We start from the raw sequence: 15,617 nt of genomic DNA, 5'->3' as shown, positions 1-15,617 counted from the left end.
GCATGAGTTCGCCCGCGGAGCGTTACGCGGCCGCGAGGCAGCGCCAGCGTGAACCGCATTTGCACCGGTTCCGGTCTCAGTACGGCTTCAAGTTCGACGACTTCCAAGTTCGAGCGTGCCGCAGCGTCGAAGCAGGCCGTGGCGTCTTGGTGGCTGCCCCTACCGGCGCCGGCAAGACTCTGGTCGGCGAGTTCGCCGTGTACTTGGCCCTCGAGGAGGGCCGCAAATGCTTCTACACCACGCCGATCAAGGCGCTGTCGAACCAGAAGTACCACGATCTGGTCGCGCGCCACGGTGAGGAGTCGGTGGGCCTGCTCACCGGCGACAACACCGTCAACGGCGAGGCACCGGTAGTCGTGATGACGACCGAGGTGCTGCGGAACATGATCTATGCCGGTTCGCACACGCTGGACGGGCTGTCCTACGTGGTGATGGACGAGGTCCACTACCTGGCCGACCGGTTCCGCGGAGCGGTGTGGGAAGAAGTCATCATCAACCTGCCCGACTCGGTGAGCGTGATCTCCCTGTCGGCGACGGTGTCCAACGCCGAAGAGTTCGGCGAGTGGCTGACCACGGTGCGCGGCGACACCGACGTCGTGGTCGAGGAGCAGCGCCCGGTGCCGTTGTGGCAGCACGTCATGGTCGGGCCGCGGCTGCTCGACCTGTTTGCCCAGTCCGGCTCCGGCGCCGACGCCAAGCGGGTGGTGAACCCACAGCTGACCCGGCTGGCCAGAGATGACCACCGGGTGGGACGCAACGGTGGCCGCCAGGGTCGCGGCTACGGGAACCGGCGCCCGCGAGGGGTCTACACGCCTGGCCGGGTCGAGGTGGTCAACCGGCTCGAGGCTGCTGATCTGCTCCCGGCCATCGTCTTCGTGTTCAGCCGGGCGGGATGCGAGATGGCCGTACAGCAGTGCCTGAGTGCCGGTATCCGGCTGACCTCGGCCGACGAGCGTGACGAGATCCGCGCGGTGATCGAGCGCCGCTGCGCGGACATCCCGGACGACGACCTGCGCGTGCTGGGCTACTACGAATGGGCCGACGGCCTGGAGCGCGGGGTGGCTGCCCACCACGCGGGCATGCTGCCCACGTTCAAAGAGGTCGTCGAGGAGTTGTTCGTTCGTGGCCTGATCCGCGTGGTGTTCGCTACCGAGACGTTGGCGCTGGGCATCAACATGCCGGCGCGTTCGGTGGTCATCGAGCGGCTGGTGAAATGGAACGGCGAAACCCACGCCGACATCACGCCCGGTGAGTACACGCAGCTGACCGGGCGGGCGGGACGTCGTGGCATCGACGTCGAAGGCCACGCGGTGGTCCTGTGGCAGCCGGGGTTCGACCCGACGGCCGTGGCCGGGCTCGCCTCCACCCGGACGTTTCCGCTGCGCTCGTCGTTCCGCCCGTCGTACAACATGGCGGTCAATCTCGTGGACCGCGTGGGGCGCAACGCCGCGCGCGAGATCCTGGAGTCGTCGTTCGCGCAGTTCCAGGCCGACCGCGCCGTGGTGGGCCTGGCGCGGCAGTTGCGCCGCAACCAGGAAGGCCTCGACGGCTACCGCGAGGCCATGACCTGTCACCTGGGCGACTTCGAGGAATACTGGCGGCTTCGGCACGCGATCAAGGACCGCGAGACCGCGCTGGCCCGCGAAGGCACCGCACAACGGCGGGCCGCGGCTGTTGCGGCACTGGAAAAGCTCCGCGCGGGCGACGTCATCCGGGTTCCGCGGGGGAAGTTCGCCGGCTACGCCGTGGTGCTCGATCCAGGCATGTCGGGCGGCGGCAGCGAAGGCGACGGTCCGCGGCCCACCGTGCTCACCGAGGGTCGTCAGGTCCGCAAACTCTCCCTGATCGACTTCCCGTCCGCGGTGGAGCCGCTGACCTCGATGCGGATCCCGCGTTCGTTCAATCCGAAGGTGCCGGCCTCGCGGCGCGATCTCGCCGCGGCGTTGCGGTCCAAGATCCCGGCCGACCACTCCGGTCGTGGTCACCGGCCGCGACGGCCGCGATCGGCCGCTGCCGACGATCCCGAGCTGCACCGGCTGCGGCGGGAGCTGCGGGCCCACCCGTGTCACGGCTGCCCGGACCGTGAGGAGCACGCTCGCTGGGCGGAGCGCTGGTTCCGGCTTCAGCGCGAGAACCACCAGCTCTCGCGGCGGGTGGAGTCGCGGACCAATACCGTGGCGCGGCAGTTCGACCGAGTCTGCGCGGTCCTGGACGACCTGGGCTACCTCGACGGCGACGAGGTCACCGGGCCTGGGCGGCGCCTGGCCCGGCTCTACGGGGAGCTCGACCTGGTGGCCGCCGAATGCCTGCGCACCGGCATGTGGAACGATCTCGACCCCGCCGAGCTGGCCGCCTGCGTCGCGGCCTTGACGTTCGAGTCCCGCCAGCCCGACGAGGGCGTCGTCGCGCACGTGCAGAACGGCCGGGTACGCGACGTCCTCGCGAGCATGACGAGGCTGTGGAACGACCTCGATCATTTGGAGTCCCAGCACGGGCTGGACTTCCTGCGTGAGCCCGATGTGGGCTTCTCGCAAGCCGCCTGGCGGTGGGCGAGCGGGCACCGGCTCGAGGTGGTCCTGGACGAAGCCGATCTGGCCGCCGGCGACTTCGTACGTGCGGTGCGCCAGTTGCTCGACCTGCTCGACCAGATCGCCGTCGCCGCGGCGGGCACTCCGCTGCGCGAGACGGCGCGGCTCGCGTCGGGATCGCTGCGGCGCGGGGTCGTGGCCTACGCGACGCTCAGCTGAGCTCGGTCCGGCTCCCCAATGCTGAGGCGCCTGGGCCGGCCCACTCCACGCGGTATTCGTACGTCTCGCGGGCGCTCTTGGTGTCGGCGGTCAGGCGCAGGATCGTCGGCAACATGAGGTCACGCAGCAGCCTGCCGACCGGCCCTGGGGCTTTGGTGTTGTTGATGCGTGCAGCCGCCTTGATGATCTTCTCGACCCGGGGCCTGCGGACGGACTCGAAGCCGGCGAACGCCTCTGCGGGCGTGCGCGCGTCGCGCAGGGCGGTGGCCAGGACGACGGCGTCCTCGATCGACAGCGATGCTCCCTGGCCCGAGGTCGGTGACGGAGCATGCGCAGCGTCGCCGACGACGATCATCCGGTCGGTGTGCCACCGTGGCAGGTGCGCCATCGTGTGGATCGACGTCATCGGGGCAAAGTCCGGGGTCGCCGCGACGAGGTCCAGAGCAGGCCCGGCGTCGTCGGCATACACCCTCTGGAACGTCTCGCGCCAGCGTTGGGCGGGTACGGCGCGCAGCTGCGTGCGCGGTGGCTCCTTCGGTTCGGGCAGGTTGACGAACCACCAGATCTCACCGTCGGGGGCGACGGCGTAGCCGAAGAAGGCGCGCCGGCCGAAGATCATCTCGTAGCCACCCGGGTTGGCATCGACCTCGACGGCCGAGGCGTAGCCGCCGGTGGTCAGCAGGCCGGCGTAGGCCGGCCGCGGGGCCTCCGGGTCGATGTACGAGCGCACGGTCGAGTGGACGCCGTCGGCGCCGATCAGGATGTCGGACTCGACGACGGCGCCGTCGGCCAGGACGGCTCGCACGCCGTGGGGGTGCTCAGCGACGCGTTCCACCCGGCTGTCCTCACGGATGGTGACGCCACGTCGGCGTGCCTCGTCGCGCAGCGCGGCACTGAGATCGGCCCGGCGCACCGTTTGACTCTGCGTGCCGTCCGGTAGGAGGCCGCCGGTGAAGGTGTCGCCCAGGCGCTTGCCGGTGTGGGTGCGCAACGTGATCGTGGGCGTGGGGAATCCGAGCCCGGTGACGCAATGGTCGGCGTCGATGGCGCGTAGGGCGTTGATGCCGTTGGTGGCCACAGTGAGCATGACGCCGTCGAGATCGGCCGCGGTCGAGCGAGCTTCCAGTACGGTCGTCGCGATACCGGCCTTGGTCAGGGCGATCGCCGTAGCTGATCCGGCGATGCCGCCGCCCACGACCACCGCACTGCGTGGTGCGCTCATGACTGCTCTCCTTCGGGTGGGGACGCGGTACCGGAGTGGTAGTGGTCCCAGGTCCTGAACCAGCCGGCGTCGGGATTGTTGATGCGCTCGATCAGCTCGCGGATGAATCGGGCTTCAGCGCGAAGCAGCGCGACCCGGTAGTCGTCCTCGACGAGGAAGACCGGATGCACGCCGGCGCCGACGACGTCGTCCTTGCGGCGCTCGATGTCGTCGGCGTTGTGCTCGATGCGGTCGAGCCGCGTACGCAGCAGCTCGGTGACCTCGGCCGGGGGAAGGACGATCACCAGTGACAACGCAGCGGCAAAGGCGGGATATTCGTGCCGGGGCGTGGCGAGCAGCTCACGCAGCCAGGAGCGCATCTCAGCCTCTCCGGCCGAGGTCAGCTCGTAAATCGTGTGCTCGGGCTGGTTCCCGGTACGACCGGAGCCGGCCACGGCGATGAAGCCTTCGCGGAGCAGTTGGCGCACGACGCTGTAGAGCGCCCCATAGCTCAACCTGAATGTGCCGGCGGCGTCATTCTCCTTCAGTTGGCGTTGCAGCTCGTAGGCGTGCATCGGGCGCTGGGTGAGGTACGACAGGACCGCCAGACCAAGCAGGTTGCTGACCGGCCGGCGGGATGCGTCTGTGCGTCGCTTCGCCATGGGCGTAATGTAGTCACGTAAAACTAGTCTTGTAAAACTACCCTGTTCATCGCGGTTTGCGGCGAGTGCCTGGGGAACTCACCAGCCCCAGTGATGAGAAGATGTGACGATGCGTCTTCTGGTGCTCGGTGGGTCCGCCTTCCTCGGCCGCGCGGTCGTCGATGCCGCAGTCGAGCGCGGCTGGGAGGTGACGACGTTCAATCGCGGCCAGTCCCGCAACGCTCACCCGCGGGTCGAGTGCCTCCGTGGCGACCGGCTCGACCCGGACAGCCTGACGCCCCTGCGCACACGGGAATGGGACGCGGTGGTCGACACCTGGTCCGGGATCCCACGAGCGGTCCGCGACAGCGCGGCAGCGTTGTCCGGTCGAGTCGGCCACTACGGCTACGTGTCCAGCCGCTCGGTGTACCGCCCGCCGCTGGCCGTCGGCGCGGACGAGACCGCCCCGGTCGTGGCCTCGTCACCTGACGCCGAGGACGGCTCCTACGCCGAGATGAAGGCGGGGGGAGAACTGGCGGCGCAGGCCGCGTTCGGCGACCAGGCCTTGTGCGCGCGGGCCGGCCTGGTGATCGGACCGTACGAAGACGTCGGCCGGTTGCCCTGGTGGCTGTTGCGTGCCAGTCGCGGTGGCCCCATGCTGGCGCCCGGGCCGCCGGAATTGCCGCTGCAGTACATCGACGCCCGTGACCTGGCCAGCTGGCTGCTCGATTGCGCTCAACGACGTATCGGCGGCGCGTTCAACGTCGTGAGCGCTCAGGGACACGCGACGATGCAGCAGCTGTTGTCGAGCTGTGTCGACGTGACGGGTCACGTCGCCGAGCTGGTCTGGGTGCGGCCGGAGCAGGTCCTCGCCCATGGCGTGGAGCCGTGGAACGACCTCCCGGTGTGGATCCCGCCGGGCCATCCGTACTCCGAACTCGGCCTGCACACCGGCGACGTCACCAAGGCGTACCAGACCGGGCTACAGCCGCGCCCCATCGAGGAGACCGTGGCCGACACGTGGGCATGGCTGCGCGAGGTCGACGGCGCGGCGCCGCAGCGTGACGACCGCTCACCGGTCGGCTTGAGCGCCGAGACCGAAGCGGCCATCCTGGCGTCGGCGTCACCGTTCACAACCGGTTAACACGCCCGTGCCTACGTTCGTTGCTCATGAGACGACGTGTTGGTGTTGCCGCTGCGACCTTGGTGTTCCTCGCGGCATGTGCGGGCGACGGCGACCTGAGTGATGGCGAGCGCGCGCCCGAGTGTCCAACCGAGCTCATCGAAGCGCTCAGCGCGTGGGAGGACGCGGGGTTCAGCGGATCCATCGCCGTCTCGACCGCCGGCGAGTTCGACTGTCGTGCCGGCTTCGGCGAGGCGGATCGATCCGACGGCATGCCCAACACACCAGACACCGTGTACAGCATCGGGTCGGTGTCCAAGGCATTCACCGCCGCAGCGGTCGCCGGCCTGGTCGACGACGGGCGCGTGGCCTTGACCGACCGCGCGGGAGATGTCGTGCCCGGGTTACGTGGTGCGGCAGCGGACGCCACGATCAAGCAGCTTCTGTTGCACACCAGCGGGCTGAGCGGTTCACATGGTGCGGACCACGAGCCGCTGAGCCGTAGCCAGGCGATCGCCGCGATCAACACCATGCGGCCGGCCTTCACGCCGGGCACCGATCACCTGTACTCGAACTCCGGCTACACCCTGCTGGCGGCCGTGGTCGAGGAAGCGGCCCAGACCAGCTTCCGTGAGTACCTCACGGCGCGGATCCTCCGATTGCCCGACGGTGATGTCGCCGGTGGCTTCTGGGATGGCCGACCGGCCGCGGCCGGGCCGCGCGCGATCGGCTACCACCGGGCGGGAGCGACCAGCGCCATGGGCGACTTCGCAGGACCGCACTGGGCTCTGCAGGGCAACGGCGACCTCGCTGATGACGATGCCGGATCTCGCGGCATGGACACACGCGTTGTTCACCGGACAGATCATCGCGCCGGACGCCGTAGACCTGATCAACGGCACTACCTTGATCAACGACGCGTCCGAGACTCCCGGCTGGGTCGCCCACCCGGCATCGGACTACGGTCAGCCGTTTCTGACCAGTACAGGTGGGGGCGGCGATATCGGGCACGAGGTCGTCATCGCGTGGGTTCCCGACGGCGAGCGAGCTGTGGCGATCGCGTCCAACACGCCCGCGATCACGGCCGGTGAGCTGCTGCGAGCGATCGGGCCGGCGTTGATGACAGGACAGGCACTGCCGGTTCCCGACCGGCGCGCAGCCGACGCCGCTGACGTCCAGCTCAGGGCCGGCCGTCGTGCCCACGTGACGAGATCTGCTGGACGGCCCAGGCATTGCCGTCGGGGTCGTTGAAGAACACGAAGCCGACGTTGTCGAGAGGATCGGGCATGGGCTGCGGGTTGGCGCCGAGGACCTGGACGTCGCTGACGTTCACGCCGCGCTCGAGCAGCGTGGCACGCGCGGCGTTGATGTCCGGCACGACGAGCTGCAGGCCCTTGAGCGAACCGGGTTCCATCGCGGGGACGGCATCACCTTCGCCGATGACGATGGAGCAGCCCGATCCCGGTGGTGTCAGTTGGACGATCCGGGTGCCCTCGGCGATCGGGGTGTCGTGGTCGACGACGAACCCCAACTGGTCGGCGTAGAAGGCCTTGGCGCGGTTCACGTCGCTGACCGGAACGATCACGACCTCGAGACTCCACTGCATCGCGGGCTCCTCTCTGTCATCACGCTGATACCGAACGGCCCCGCAGGGCATGGAGCACGCGGTTGAGCGAGGAGTCGATGCCCCACCGTTCGCCCAGGGCGACCAGCGCTTCCGGGTCGGCGGGCTCGCTGGGCAACGCGTCGTCGTAGTCAGGCAGCGGCACGTCGGTGCGCACCGCGACGACCGCCGGCGCGACGGCGAGGTAGTCGCGGGCGTCGGCCAGCTTGCGCCGCAGCGTCGGCGACAGGTCGGCCGCGGGATCGTCGAGCGCGGCGAGCAGGCCCGGCACGTCGCCGAAGCGCGTGATGAGCGTGGCGGCCGTCTTGTCACCGACACCGGAGACGCCGGGCAGGCCGTCGCTCGGGTCGCCGCGCAGCGTGGCGAAATCGGCGTACGCCCGGCCGGGGATGGCGTACTTGCTCGCCACGACGGACTCGTCGACGATCTCGTGCTTGCCGACCCCTCGGGCGGTGTAGAGGATCCGTACTCCGCGCGCGTCGTCAACCAGTTGGAACAGATCGCGGTCACCGGTGACGATGTCGACCGGGCCGGTGTCACGGGTCGCCAACGTGCCGATGACGTCGTCGGCCTCGAAACCCGGAACCCCGACGTGCGCGAGGCCCAACGCGTCCAGGACCTCGAGGATGACCGGCACCTGCGCTTCGAGCGCGGGCGGGATCTGTTCGGCATTGGTCGCGGGATCAGCGACCCGGTGTTGTTTGTAGGTCGGCAGCAGCTCCACCCGGAAGGCAGGGCGCCAGTCGGCATCGAGGCACGCGACCAACCGGTCGGGGGAGCGGTCGGTCACCAGCCGGGCGATGAAGTCGAGCAAGCCGCGTACGGCGTTCACCGGGGTGCCGTCCGGCGCGGTGATCGACTCCGGAACTCCGTAGAAAGCCCGGAAGTACAGCGACGCCGTGTCCAGCAGGAGAAGCTTGTGGTCCCTAGCCATGCACGCAGCTTAGACGCGAGCGGTGACAGCGGCGCATTCAAGAATCCGGAGCACTGATCAGCACGCCGGTCGCGTACATCCGATGCGAGGCGCCCCACCGGGGCCAGCACGTGGTCAAGGTGATGCGCCGCTCGGTGGGTCGGGTTCCGGGCGGCTGCCCAGGAACGGGGTCGACCACCCAGGTGTCGTTGATGTTGATCTTGTTGCCGTCGTCGTCGCCGTCGGGGGCGTCATCGAGCTCGTAGACGTAGACGCCATCAGCCATCTCGACCTCGATCCGATCGCCGACATGCAGCTCAGGGAACTGCGCGAACGGCTCGCCGTGTCCGGCCCGGTGCGCGGCCAAGCCGACGTTACCGAGTTCGCCCGGGTCGGCGGTGTCCGGGTAGTGGCCAGGGCCGTCCGCGAGATGTTCCGGCTCGACACCCTGGACGATGATCTTCTCGTAGTCGTCACCGAAACGTGGAATGCGCAGGATGCCATAGGCCTCGCCTTCGGCGATCTCGTCCGGGCCTGATGGGTCGGAGGGGTCGTCGAGTCCGGCCCAGCGCTGTTCCAGCTCGCGGCCGAGGTCGTCCTGGGCCTGTGCCGTCTGCAGCCCGGTTCCCCAGAGCATGTAGACCACGAACAGCAGAACCACGGCGCCAGCGGTGAGGAGGAGTTCGCCGACGACACCGACGGCCACGGCCCAGGCACTACGCCGAGGTGGTTGCCGACTTGCACGCACCCCGTCACGTGGCATGGACACGACTTTAATGCGGCGCTCACGATGGCGGAACACATGCGCGACCATGTTCGTGCGCGGGTAGCGTCAGGGTCATGCTGATAGCCGAGGATCTGTTGCTGTTGTTCTATGACGACGAATCCGGGCGAGCGTCTTTCGACGGCACCAAGGTCGGCTATGCGCTGGCCGGCGCCGTTCTGGTCGAGCTGTCGATGCTCGGCAAGGTCGGCATAGCCGAACGCGGCGAGGCGGTCCGAGCTGGGCGGATCATGGTCCGCGACGAGACGCCGACCGGTGACGACGTGCTCGACACCGGGCTGAAGCGACTCGCTCACCGGACGGGGCAAAAGCCGAAGGGCGTACTCGGGTCGCTGCGGAAAGACCTGCGTGAACGACTGCTCGAGAGACTGGCCGATTCCGGGCACCTGCGGCGCGACAAGCGCAAGATTCTCGGCCTGTTCCCCAGCACCCGGTGGCCTTCGGCCAACGCGGTTCACAAGAACCAGGTGCGCGAGAGCCTGCGGTCGGCCTTGGTTTCCGGCACTCGCCCGGACGACCGCACGGCTGCATTGATCGCGCTGCTGGTGGCCATCGACGGTGTCACCAAGGTGGTACCCACCGACCACAAGAAGGCGACGAAACGCCGGGCCAAAGAGATCTCGGAGAGCGACTGGGCGGCCGAGGCGGTACGCAAGGCCGTGCAGGAGGTCAACACCGTCGTCATCGCCGCGGTGGCCGCGTCGGCGGCGGCAGGATCGGCCGGGGGCAGTTGACGGTAGAAATACACCCATGACCCAGGACCACCATGACCGCCTGGACCGCGCCCGAACAGCGGCCGGCGAGGCCGGCATCGACGCCTTGCTCATCACCCCGGGCGCTGCGCTGCGGTATCTGACCGGATACGACGCCCTTCCACTCGAGCGGCTGACGTGCTTGATCGTCCCGTCCCACGGCCCGGTCAGCCTGGTGGTGCCTGCGTTGGAGGAGCCTGCCGCGCGCGCGTCGGTACCGGAGGGGTTGACTGTCACAGCGTGGCCGGAGACCGACGATCCGGTCGACGTGGTGGCCGCACAACTACGGGGTGTCCGCCGGGTCGGCCTGGACGACGAGATGTGGGCGGAGAAGGTCCTGCGGCTTCGCGCGGCGATGCCGGCCGCCGAGCAGACACTGGCCGGCCCGGTGCTGTCCCGGCTGCGGGTGCGCAAGTCCGGCGCGGAGATCGACGCACTGCGAGCCGCGGGAGCGGCCATCGACCGGGTGCATGCCCGGATGGGCGAGTGGCTGCGCGCCGGTCGCACGGAGGCCGAGGTGGCCCGTGACATCGCCGCCGCCATCGTTGCCGAGGGTCATCGGCAGGTCGACTTCGTGATCGTCGCGTCGGGCCCGAACTCGGCCAGTCCCCATCACGACAGCGGTGAGCGGGTCATCGAGGCCGGCGACGCGGTGGTGGTCGACATCGGCGGCACGATCGAGGCCGGGTACTGCTCCGACGAGACCCGCACCTACGCCGTCGGCGAACCCTCGGCTGAGTTCCAGGACGCCTACGCCGTCCTGCAGCGTGCACAGCAAGCCGCGGTGCGCCGAGTCGCGCCGGGGGTGACGTCGGGGGCGATCGACGCAGCGGCCCGAGACGCCTTGACCGACGCCGGGCTCGGCGAGTACTTCATCCACCGCACCGGCCACGGCATCGGCGTCGAGACCCATGAAGAGCCGTACATCATGCCCGGCAGCGCCGAACCGGTCGAACCCGGCATGGCGTTCTCGATCGAGCCCGGGTTCTACGTGCCGGGACGGCACGGGGCCCGGATCGAGGACATCGTCGTCGTCACCGAGGCCGGTGTGGAACTTCTCAACCACAGGCCGAGGGAGTTGCAGGTCCTTCCTGTCCGCTAGTCGCTGATCGGTCAGGTCGCCGGCGGAATGTTGTGGTTGTACCTGAACAGGTTGCCGGGATCGTAATCGCGCTTGACCTCGGTGAGCCGGGTGTAGGTGGCGGGGTCGTAGGCGGCGCGTACCTCGTCCGTGGTCGAGCCGTGATGCAGGAAGTTCAGGAACATGCCGACACGAGTGTCGTCGGCGATGCCGGCCAGCGCCTCGTCCATCAGATCAACGGTCGTGGCGGCCTGCGCTTCATCCGCCGGAGCGGCGTGCATCGCCACGAGGTAGGGCGCATCGCGATGCGGGATCGCGCTGGAGTCTCGCGGCGCGCGGGCTGCAGCGCCACCGAGGTGGCGGATCTCGAGCGCCGAGATGGGGGAGTTCGGACCGCCGGCAGCGGTGAGCTGCGCGATCGTGGGCTCGGACAGGCTGGTGAGCAGCGCGCTGCGCCCGGCGGATGTGGACGGGTCTTCGGGCTCCATGCCGGACATCGCCGCGCGAAGGTAGCCCGACGGGGCGAACGTGTCGATGAGTGGCGCACCGAGCTGGGAACGAAGTTGGTCGAGCGCGGCGGTGTCGGCGCCCACGACCGTGGCCAGCACCATGACCAGATGTTGCCCGCGCATCGGCTCGGGCACCTCGGGCACGGAGGGAATGGTGACCAGCATGACGATCGACGTGACGTCGTCAGGGACGTGCTGCGTCCACTGGGCCCAGGCGCTGACTACCTCAGCTGCACGTGCACCGGGGTAGGCCATCATGCCGTTGACGACCTGGGGCACCGGATACAACCGGAGGTCGACTGAGGTGACCACGCCGAAGTTGCCGCCGCCGCCCTTGAGTGCCCAGAACAGATCCGGATTCTGGGCGTCGTCGGCTCGCACCAACTCACCGTCGGCGGTCACGAGGTCGGCTCCCAGCAGGCTGTCGGCGGCGAAGCCGAAGGTTCGCATGGTGATACCGAGCCCGCCGCCGAGGGTGTACCCCACGACGCCCACGCCGTGTGCGGTACCCGACAGACCGATCAAACCGTACGGATCGGTGGCCTCCAGAACCGAGCGCCACCGCTGCCCGGCGCCCAGCCGGGCGAGCTGGGCGCCGGGGTCGACCTGGAGGTCGGTCATCCTGGAGACGTTGACGACGATGCCGCCGTCGCACGGATGTACCGCACCGTGCCCGGAGGACTGCACAGCCAGGGGCAGGCCAGCGCCTGCGGCGACGCGGACGGCAGCCTGGACGTCGGCGGTGGACTCAGCCATCACCACGAGGGCCGGCTGTTGGTCGATGGACAGGTTCCACGGGCGGCGCAGTGACTCGTAGCCGTCGTCGTGCGGGCCGAATGCGCGGCCGGCCAGAGCCGAGCGCAGGTGTTGAACGTCGTTCATGGCGATGAAGCTCCCCGGGTTGTCGGTGCAGGTGCGTCGGCTGCGTCCAGTCGATGACGACAGTGTCTAGGTCGCCACCGACAAGGTCGCGGTGACCGTGTTCGGGTCGGCGGCGGCGTCCAAGAGCGCATGCGCCAGATCGGCGCGCGGCATCCGGTAGCCGCCCCGGACCGAGCCGCTTTCGTTGACGCGGAAGCGCCCGGTGTACGGGCGGTCGGTCAGCTGGGGCGGGCGCACGATGGTCCAGTCGAGGCCGCTGTTGACGACGATGCGTTCGAGTTCGCGCATGTCGTTGAACGGGTGGCGCAGGATCCGGTTGAGGATCGGCTTGACCACCCAGCGGACGAACAGCGGGTCGCCGTCGGTGGAGATGCCGGCGGCACTGGTCACGACCAGGCGCGTGAGTCCGCTCTTCGACATCGCGGCGGTGATCGACCGAGCGCTGTCGGTGCAGGTCGTGGTGGGTCCGTTGCCGTTGGGTCCCAGCGCCGACACGACGGCGTCGTGGCTCTCGAGGACGGGTGCGAGGTGGGCGGGGTCCATGACGTCGGCGGTGACGACGTCGAGCGGCTCGGAACCGGCGACACGGAGTTTCGTGGGGTCGCGCACCACGGCAGTGACGGTGTGACCCCGGTCGATGGCCTGTTCGACGACGTGTCGGCCGGTACGACCGGTGGCGCCGAGTACGACGATGCGCATGGAAGTTCCTTTGGTGGTCAGGGTGAGTAAGTGTTTACTAACCGCTAGTCTGGTAAACGTTCACTCACCTGTCAAGAAGGGGCGACGTTGACGACGCGAGACCGGATCCTCGACGCAGCCGCGCGGATCATGCGCACCGAAGGTGTGGCCCGGGCGACGACCAGACAGATCGCGCGCGAGGCCGGGTATTCCGAGGCGACGCTGTACAAGCACTTCAGCGACAAGGCCGACCTGTTCAAGGGTGTGCTGCGCGAACGCATGCCCAGCCTCGTGGCCACGCTGGAACAGCTCCACAGCCGAATCGGGCAGGGGAGCGTGCGCGACAACCTGGTCGACGTGACGACGGCCGCCCTGGCGTTCTACGAGGACTCCTTGCCGATGACGGCCGGGCTGTTCGCCGAACGCCACCGACTCGACGAGCACGTGGCCGGGCTGCGGCGTGGTGGGGGCGGGCCCGGCGTGCCGAACCAGGTGTTGGCGCAGTATCTGCGGGCGGAGCAAGCGGCCGGGCGCATCGGCGCGCACGTCGTCCCCGAAGCGGTCGCGGCGTTGTTGTTCGGCGCGTGCCTGCAACGGGCTTTGCTGGCGGCGTTCGCCGAGGACGACGGCGCTGATCGCGTCGAGACGGCGACGACGCTGGTGGACACCTTGCTGACCGGGATCGCCGGTCAGTGAGCCGAGGGCACGAAAAACGGCGCGGGCGGGGCGGACGGCGCTGGTTGTACTACGACGGGCCCGGCGCACCATAGAGTGAGCTGCGTGGAAGAGATCGACAGGAAGATCGTGGCGCTGCTGGAGCAGGACGGCCGGATGAGCTACACCGATCTCGGCAAGGCGACCGGCCTGTCCACGTCCGCTGTGCACCAGCGTGTGCGCCGGCTCGAGGAGCGCGGCGTCATCCAGGGATATGCCGCCGTCGTCGACCACGAAGCGCTGGGCTTGTCGCTGACGGCGTTCATCTCCATCAAGCCGATCGACCCGAGCGAACCCGATGACACGCCGGACCGGCTGGCCGGCATCCCGGAGATCGAAGCGTGCTACTCGGTGGCAGGGGATGAGAACTACATCCTCAAGGTCCGCGTCGCCAAGCCGGTCGATCTCGAACAGTTGCTGGCCCGGATCCGGTCGTCGGCCAACGTGTCCACCCGGACCACCATCGTGTTGTCCACGCCGTACGAGAATCGGCCGATGACCTAGACGGCCTCCACTCCGCCGAGTCCAATCCCTTCGCGGGACATTCGTTATCGACTTGTCACCAAGCCAGGAGAGGCGTCGCTTCGAAGTTGTTATAACATTCCAACGTCATACCTAATCCGCGACCGCACGCTGGGAGAACGACCATGGTCGGACTGAACCGAGGGCGATGGATGGTCTCCGCCCTGGCTGCGTTGACGATGTTGGCCGCCTGTGGATCCGACGGCGCGGAATCCGGGGAAGACGGGAACGTCCAGATCTCGTTCCTGACGCACTGGGGGCCGGACCAGGTCACCATGCTGAACGAGGCGGTCGAGGCGTTTGAAGAGGAGAACCCGGACATCAGCGTCGAGGTCCGGGCGGTGCCGTTCGCGAATCTGCTCAGCACCTTGCGTACTCAGGGCTCCTCGCCGAACGGGCCGACCATGGCCAGCGTGTACGACCTGTGGCTGCCCGAGCTCGTCCGCGACGGTCTGGCCGCCCCGGCGCCGGACGCGGTCGCCGACGAGGTGACCTCAGGCTGGCCGGAGAATCTCGTCGACGTCATCACCGTCGACGACGCCGTCCGCGGCTTCCCGAACGAGGTCAACCTCTACGCCCTCAACTACAACAAGGCGTTGTTCGACGAGGCCGGTATCGACGCGCCGCCCACCACCTGGGACGAGCTTCGCGACACGGCCGAGCAGCTGACCGACCCCGAGAAGGGACAGCAGGGCTTCGGTGTGATCACCAGCTGGCCGGCGGGCAGCGTCCACCCGTGGCTGTCGCTCGTTGCATCCAATGGCGGGCAGTTGCTCGACGGAAACACCGCGCAGCTGGAGGCCGGTCCGGTTCTGGAGACCACGCAGTTGTACGCCGACCTGGTGGCCGACGGTTCGACGGTGCCGGAGATGAGTACGGCCAACGCGAACACGACCGGGCCGTACCTCGACAACTTCGTCAACGGCAAGACTGCCATGATCATCATGGCGAACTGGTGGAAGGGCTCCTTGAGCGAGGCGATGGGGGACCGCTTCGACGACGTGGGGGTCGCACCGATCCCGGTCGGGCCATCGGGCAGCGAGCCGACCGGCGTGTCGTACTCCTGGCTCACCGTCGTCAACGAGCAGGCACAGCCTGCCCAGCAGGAAGCAGCCTGGAAGTTCCTGAGCTGGCTGAACGGGGAGTCCAGCGGTGAAGACGGATCGTCGGCGATGGGCGACATCCTGATGTCCATGGGCATCCTGCCCAGCCGTACCGGTGACCTCGACGCGCACGCCGACGATCTCTCCGACCCGTTCCTGTCCGCCTACGTCGACCAGTTGCCGGCCGCCACGCCGTTCCCGATCGTCCTGGGCGGTGAAGAGCTGACGGTGTCGGTCCAGCAGCAACTCGAGAACGTGATCTTCGGCTCCAGCGACCCGGAGACGGCCATGGGACAGGCCCAGTCGGAGGCCCAGGCCATCCTCGACAAGTCCGGTGAGTGAG

Annotated in this window: 15 protein-coding genes; 8 read left to right on the top strand and 7 right to left on the bottom strand. The window is 68.6% G+C overall.

The window, feature by feature from the left end:
- The first annotated feature begins 2 nt into the window (after positions 1–2).
- Entirely contained in the window at positions 3–2,747 is a 2,745-nt protein-coding gene (locus M6444_RS05835; protein WP_298324068.1) for a DEAD/DEAH box helicase, read from the top strand.
- On the opposite strand, the gene M6444_RS05830 is transcribed toward M6444_RS05835, so the two are convergent.
- Positions 2,740–3,969: an NAD(P)/FAD-dependent oxidoreductase gene (locus tag M6444_RS05830; protein WP_298324065.1), complete on the bottom strand. Its 1,230-nt coding sequence runs from the start codon at positions 3,967–3,969 to the stop codon at positions 2,740–2,742. The genes M6444_RS05835 and M6444_RS05830 overlap by 8 nt on opposite strands.
- On the bottom strand, positions 3,966–4,610 hold the full coding sequence (locus M6444_RS05825) for a PadR family transcriptional regulator (protein ID WP_298324062.1): 645 nt from the start codon (positions 4,608–4,610) through the stop codon (positions 3,966–3,968). The genes M6444_RS05830 and M6444_RS05825 overlap by 4 nt, the downstream gene beginning before the upstream one ends.
- 109 nt (positions 4,611–4,719) lie before the next feature.
- Between M6444_RS05825 and M6444_RS05820 the strand changes: the two genes are divergently transcribed.
- Together M6444_RS05820 and M6444_RS05815 are read left to right on the top strand one after the other, a co-directional pair.
- Positions 4,720–5,733, top strand: coding sequence for an NAD-dependent epimerase/dehydratase family protein (locus tag M6444_RS05820; protein WP_298324060.1), 1,014 nt, complete (start codon positions 4,720–4,722; stop codon positions 5,731–5,733).
- Between the two features lie 26 nt (positions 5,734–5,759).
- Entirely contained in the window at positions 5,760–6,803 is a 1,044-nt protein-coding gene (locus M6444_RS05815) for a serine hydrolase domain-containing protein (RefSeq protein ID WP_298324058.1), read from the top strand.
- Between the two features lie 89 nt (positions 6,804–6,892).
- Here the strand turns inward: M6444_RS05815 and M6444_RS05810 are convergent, their stop codons facing one another.
- Genes M6444_RS05810 through M6444_RS05800 form a run of 3 tightly spaced genes read right to left on the bottom strand, consistent with a single transcriptional unit; the run spans position 6,893 to position 8,955 of the window.
- The gene (locus M6444_RS05810; protein ID WP_298324055.1) at positions 6,893–7,318 is read right to left on the bottom strand and encodes a VOC family protein; all 426 of its coding nucleotides are present in this window, start codon (positions 7,316–7,318) and stop codon (positions 6,893–6,895) included.
- A gap of 19 nt (positions 7,319–7,337) precedes the next feature.
- Complete coding sequence (locus M6444_RS05805; protein ID WP_298324052.1) at positions 7,338–8,270, bottom strand: 5'-3' exonuclease; 933 nt, start codon at positions 8,268–8,270, stop codon at positions 7,338–7,340.
- A gap of 37 nt (positions 8,271–8,307) precedes the next feature.
- Positions 8,308–8,955, bottom strand: a complete 648-nt coding sequence (locus M6444_RS05800; RefSeq protein ID WP_298324049.1) for a class E sortase — start codon at positions 8,953–8,955, stop codon at positions 8,308–8,310.
- Positions 8,956–9,089: 134 nt separating this feature from the next.
- Here M6444_RS05800 and M6444_RS05795 point away from each other — a divergent pair, with 134 nt between their 5' ends.
- Together M6444_RS05795 and M6444_RS05790 are read left to right on the top strand one after the other, a co-directional pair.
- Positions 9,090–9,767 (top strand): GPP34 family phosphoprotein, encoded by a 678-nt coding sequence (locus M6444_RS05795; protein ID WP_298324047.1) that lies wholly within the window; start codon positions 9,090–9,092, stop codon positions 9,765–9,767.
- A 16-nt stretch (positions 9,768–9,783) separates the two neighbouring features.
- On the top strand, positions 9,784–10,887 hold the full coding sequence (locus M6444_RS05790; protein ID WP_298324044.1) for a Xaa-Pro peptidase family protein: 1,104 nt from the start codon (positions 9,784–9,786) through the stop codon (positions 10,885–10,887).
- Between the two features lie 11 nt (positions 10,888–10,898).
- Here M6444_RS05790 and M6444_RS05785 read toward each other — a convergent pair whose 3' ends face one another.
- Both M6444_RS05785 and M6444_RS05780 read right to left on the bottom strand, forming a co-directional pair.
- A complete protein-coding gene (locus tag M6444_RS05785) occupies positions 10,899–12,257 on the bottom strand; it encodes an FAD-binding oxidoreductase (RefSeq protein ID WP_298324041.1) in 1,359 nt (452 codons plus the stop codon).
- A gap of 66 nt (positions 12,258–12,323) precedes the next feature.
- Entirely contained in the window at positions 12,324–12,956 is a 633-nt protein-coding gene (locus M6444_RS05780) for an NAD(P)H-binding protein (protein ID WP_298324039.1), read from the bottom strand.
- Positions 12,957–13,043: 87 nt separating this feature from the next.
- Here M6444_RS05780 and M6444_RS05775 point away from each other — a divergent pair, with 87 nt between their 5' ends.
- The 3 genes from M6444_RS05775 to M6444_RS05765 all read left to right on the top strand — a co-directional run bounded on the left by M6444_RS05775 (position 13,044) and on the right by M6444_RS05765 (position 15,616).
- Positions 13,044–13,631, top strand: a complete 588-nt coding sequence (locus tag M6444_RS05775) for a TetR/AcrR family transcriptional regulator (protein ID WP_298324036.1) — start codon at positions 13,044–13,046, stop codon at positions 13,629–13,631.
- Positions 13,632–13,715: 84 nt separating this feature from the next.
- Positions 13,716–14,153: an Lrp/AsnC family transcriptional regulator gene (locus M6444_RS05770; protein ID WP_298324033.1), complete on the top strand. Its 438-nt coding sequence runs from the start codon at positions 13,716–13,718 to the stop codon at positions 14,151–14,153.
- A 143-nt stretch (positions 14,154–14,296) separates the two neighbouring features.
- Positions 14,297–15,616, top strand: a complete 1,320-nt coding sequence (locus M6444_RS05765) for an extracellular solute-binding protein (protein WP_298324031.1) — start codon at positions 14,297–14,299, stop codon at positions 15,614–15,616.
- The last annotated feature ends 1 nt before the right edge of the window (position 15,617 follow it).

Source organism: Haloactinopolyspora sp., from assembly GCF_027324685.1.
Lineage (GTDB): Bacteria > Actinomycetota > Actinomycetes > Jiangellales > Jiangellaceae > Haloactinopolyspora.
This window is presented reverse-complemented; position numbering and strand designations above follow the sequence as displayed.